A 4,312-nucleotide genomic window follows, 5' to 3' on the forward strand; every position below is an offset into this window, starting at 1 on the left:
AAGTTCGAAGAGCTGGTAAACATCATGGCAAAGCTTCGCGGCCCCAAGGGATGCCCATGGGACAAGGAGCAGACCCCCGAAAGCATCTCTCCATACCTTCTGGAAGAGACATACGAAACGCTTGAGGCGATAGATTCTGGGGATGTTAATGAAACACGCGAAGAGCTGGGAGACCTCCTCCTGCAGGTTGTTTTTCATGCACAGATGGCCAATGAAAAAAGTAAGTTCGACGTCTGTGATGTCATTGACGGCATCTGCCGAAAGCTTATTCACCGGCACCCTCACGTCTTCGGCAAGGATAAGGTAAAGGACTCGTGGAACGTTTTGCAGAACTGGGAAAAGCTGAAAAAGAGAGAAGGCAAAAAGACCATGCTCGGCGGCGTTCCCAAGACGCTCCCGGCCCTCTTAAAGGCCTTTCGCTTGGGTCAGAAGGCGTCGCGTGTTGGATTTGACTGGCAGGATGCCGAGGGTGTCCTTGAAAAAGTTGAAGAAGAGGCCAGAGAACTTCACGAAGCAAATAAAAAGGGCCGCAAGAAAGATGTCGAACACGAATACGGTGATCTTCTGCTTATACTTGCAAACTTAGGAAGGTTCTTAGATATCGACCCCGAAACGGCGCTTCGCAAGGCCACGGGCCGGTTCATAAGCCGCTTTAACTGGATGGAGAAAGAGATAGCCAAGCAAAAGCTCGAAATGCACGACCTTTCTGCAAAAGAATGGAATAACCTCTGGGAAAAGGCAAAGGCGGCCGAGTAAAGGCCGAACGCACCTACGATAGGTCGGTTGAGAACTTTACCAGAGCGATTGGCTCAAGCGGCAATGGCTTCCTTGCGGATTCTGCTAAAAAGAGGAGATAGTCTGTTGGACTTGAACTCTTCCGGATCTGCCAAGACCAACTGTATACTGGGATCTGTCCTGAACGCTATATAAACCGCCTCGCTCCGGTATCTCTCTTTATGGCGCTTGAATTCCCTTGAAACAAGACAAATGTCAATATCGCTATCTCTTCTCGCCTCATTTCGTGCATGTGATCCAAAGAGATATACCCTGACAGGAGGAAAACCGGCCTTACGAAGTCCAACTTTAAACTTTTCCACTATTTTTCTAATTTTTGTCGGAGCCATTTCCACATCTCCCTGGTAGCATCCATATATCTTTTAGCATAGACTTTGTTGGCTTTTTTATAAAACGCCTCCAGATCTTCAGGATAACGAGCTTCCATATTGAACCTGTTTATCTGATCGAACAATTCGATCTGTGCTTTAGACAGCTGCAGATCTGCCTTACCGGCAAGAAAAAGCAAATTGTGAGTAAAGGGCGGATGGTCCTTGATAACCCTGGTGGCCAGCGCTTTTAAAAGTTTCTCCAGCGACAAGTGGCACAAGAAAAGGCAGTAATCATGTTTGCCGGTCCTAAAAAGTGACTTTGCCATTTCCAGGTCGTGCGCTGAAGCATTAAGCCAATATCTCACGATCTTTGCAACATCCTTCAAGGTCATGAACTGGATTTAACAAAGATGCGCACTTATGGCAATATATAAATGATGAAACGGAAAAATCAGGCCAATTTTCGCCTGATAAGGCTTCTAAAGTGGCCGAATTCTTCCGGGGCAACGTACTTTAAGATAGTGAGATAAACTACTATAGAAACTAAGATGACCGAGAAAAGTTGAGCGCCCAACACTACCCCTTTCACATCTCCAAAGAGATGCAGGACGTACTTGGAAATAATAAAGACCGCCACTATTCCGTGGCAGGCAAGTATCGACCTTCCGGTGCTCTTTAAAAGACTCCTTCCGCCAAAAAGTCCCATCTTTCGCCTGAACGCATAGATGAGGAGGGCAAAATTAACGGCGGAAGCTACGCTCATCGAAAGGGCCAGGCCCATGTGAAGCAAGGGCTTCATCAGTATGAATGCAAGCAACGCGTTAACAACGAGCGCCACGGTTGCCATGTAGACCGGCGTCTTGGCATCCTTCATTGCATAAAATGCGGGGACGATGTTTCTAACCCCCGTGACGAACGGGATACCTATGGCGAACATTCGAAGAGCCCCCACCGTTCCGGCCGTTGACTCGGCGGTAAACGCCCCGCGCTGGAAAAGAAGCCTGATAATCGGTTCGGCAAAAAGAAGGAGGCCGAACATGGCGGGAATAGATTCGGTCAAAGCTATCCGCATGCTGTAATTAAGCGTCCCCTTGAAAGCCTCATGGTTCTTGTCAGCCGCATGTTCGGAAAGTGTTGGTAGCGAAGCGGTGGCGATGGCCACGGCAAAGAGCCCCAAGGGGAATTCGTTTATCCGGTCCGCATACCATAGGTAAGAAACGCTACCGTTGGGAAGGAACGATGCCAATAGTGTTATCACCAGAACATTTATCTGATAAACGGCGCCGCCGTAGACCGATGGCAACATGATAAGGCCTATCCTTCTTAGGGCCGGATGGTGATAGTCAAAGTTGAACCTTGGGATCATCCCCTCGCGCATAAGCCACGGTATCTGAAGTGAGAGTTGTAAAACCCCGCCGATTATAACACCCAAAGCAAGCCCCACCGTCGGCTGGCCGAACCATCCGGAAAAGATAGATGCTCCGGCGATTATTCCTAAGTTAAGAAGTATCGGCGAAGCGGCCGGCGCCCCGAATATCTTCAGGGTGTTAAGTACTCCCATGGCAAGGGCCATGAGGCTAACAAGGAAGATATACGGGAACATTAAGCGGGTCAGATAAACGGTCAGGGCAAATTTGTCCGGTGAACCTTCGAAACCGAAAGCTATCACTTTGACTATCTGCGGGGCAAATATAACGCCCAGAATAGTAAGGATCGTGAGCAGGAAGGATAGATAAGTAAAAACAATGTCCGCAACGCGCTTCCCCTCTTCCCGCGATTGCCCCAGATATTCGGTAAAGACCGGCACGAAGGCCATCGTGAGGGAACCTTCGGCGAGGAGCCTTCGCAAAAGATTTGGGATGCGGAATGCGACATAGAAAGCGTCGGCCGCCGCCTTTGTACCGAAAAAGTAGGCGATCACCGAATCGCGAACGAGGCCTAAAATCCGGCTTATTAGTGTGTAGAACCCGAAGATACCTGCACGTCGCGATATGTGATGATGATGTTCGGTCATGTTCCGGGAACCAACCCGGGCGGATTATTCCCACATCTCCAGCCAAAAATCCAGATGAAAATCAAAGACAATTGGAACCCGGAATAGACAATCGAAAAGTGGTCACCCATCTGGATCTATCCCCGGAGGCGGCCTTTTTAGTTACACGGAACAGACAACAAAAATCTGGGAAGATCAAAACGGCGAATAGGGCAACGACAACGAAGGCAGGGGCGTTTTGTCATAAAAAAACAATGTAAACAATGGGGTCATCATACTTGCCTTGATCATACGTCCAACCACGGCTATTGAGAGCATTTCGATGAGGCTGGGCGGCTCGCCCGTGTGAAAACGTGCTGATAATGCCGCCTTTTCAAGCGGAGCAAGCGTGCGACCCGTCGCCATCACCCGATGATCTTGGTAACAGGACCCGGCACGCTCCCATAGATTCCGCGTTTCATTGATCACATCATAATAATAACCCGATTGGAGCGACAGCAACGTAGCGCAACTTTTAGCAATATTGAAACTTTGGAAGAGAACCCCTGGTTCACAGACATAGGAACCCATTTTGAAACATAGACCTGTATTATTGGGGGCGGCACAGAACTCCCAATCCATATTGCCATAAATGGGGATGGTTTCCCAGTATCTGGTCACTTCCACTTCAGTAGCCAAAAATACCTCCATGTCGCTGTTTATGCGGCGCGTGCGCGGTGCATAAGTGACATCATTGCAAGCCCCATGGGGCGCGGCAATCTCCCGTATGCAATTGATCGCCTGAGATTGCTCCGCTCTCTATGGTCACTCGCAATGACATATACCATAGTTATCGGCTGTAGCGCCACAAAAGTTGCGTGATTTTTTCACTTTTTTTGCAGATTTATCTGGGGATGGTAACCCGACTTCCGCAACTAGGGGTATAGTGAGGTTGTAAGTGGCTGATTTGTAACGGGCTGGGGTCAAAAGGTAGGCACTACAAAACAGCGGTTTTTATGGATTTGGATTTACGATTTTTGGAGGTGGTTGACTTGGAAGCTTGAGCTTCATTTCATGCAATAAAAGTTGCACATCATCTTCTATTCATTTTGACACAATTACACTTCGAGTCAATAGGGGGCACCTCTAAAAACCTCCGTTCATGGTGAGCTTGTCGAACCATGAAAATTGCAACACGTTGATTTATAACGGTTCATCCTTCGACAGGCTCAGG

5 protein-coding genes are annotated in these 4,312 nt (G+C 48.5%); 1 reads left to right on the forward strand and 4 read right to left on the reverse strand.

Going from position 1 to position 4,312, the window contains the following annotated elements; translation table 11 throughout:
• The coding region (locus COV46_07820; GenBank protein PIR16556.1) for a nucleoside triphosphate pyrophosphohydrolase at nt 1–756 on the forward strand (756 nt) is incomplete at its 5' end.
• Between the two features lie 53 nt (nt 757–809).
• Here the strand turns inward: COV46_07820 and COV46_07825 are convergent.
• The 4 genes from COV46_07825 to COV46_07840 form a co-directional block, all read right to left on the reverse strand.
• Entirely contained in the window at nt 810–1,124 is a 315-nt protein-coding gene (locus tag COV46_07825) for a hypothetical protein (protein ID PIR16557.1), read from the reverse strand.
• Nucleotides 1,097–1,498 (reverse strand): hypothetical protein, encoded by a 402-nt coding sequence (locus COV46_07830; protein ID PIR16558.1) that lies wholly within the window; start codon nt 1,496–1,498, stop codon nt 1,097–1,099. Before COV46_07830 ends, COV46_07825 begins: the two co-directional genes overlap by 28 nt.
• A 59-nt stretch (nt 1,499–1,557) precedes the next feature.
• Nucleotides 1,558–3,120 carry a murein biosynthesis integral membrane protein MurJ gene (gene mviN / locus COV46_07835; GenBank protein PIR16559.1) on the reverse strand — a complete coding sequence of 521 codons (1,563 nt, stop codon included), beginning with the start codon at nt 3,118–3,120 and terminating at the stop codon, nt 1,558–1,560.
• A gap of 174 nt (nt 3,121–3,294) precedes the next feature.
• Nucleotides 3,295–3,777 (reverse strand): hypothetical protein, encoded by a 483-nt coding sequence (locus tag COV46_07840; protein PIR16560.1) that lies wholly within the window; start codon nt 3,775–3,777, stop codon nt 3,295–3,297.
• Nucleotides 3,778–4,312 lie beyond the last annotated feature (535 nt).

This window comes from Deltaproteobacteria bacterium CG11_big_fil_rev_8_21_14_0_20_49_13 (genome assembly GCA_002796305.1).
Taxonomy (GTDB): domain Bacteria; phylum UBA10199; class UBA10199.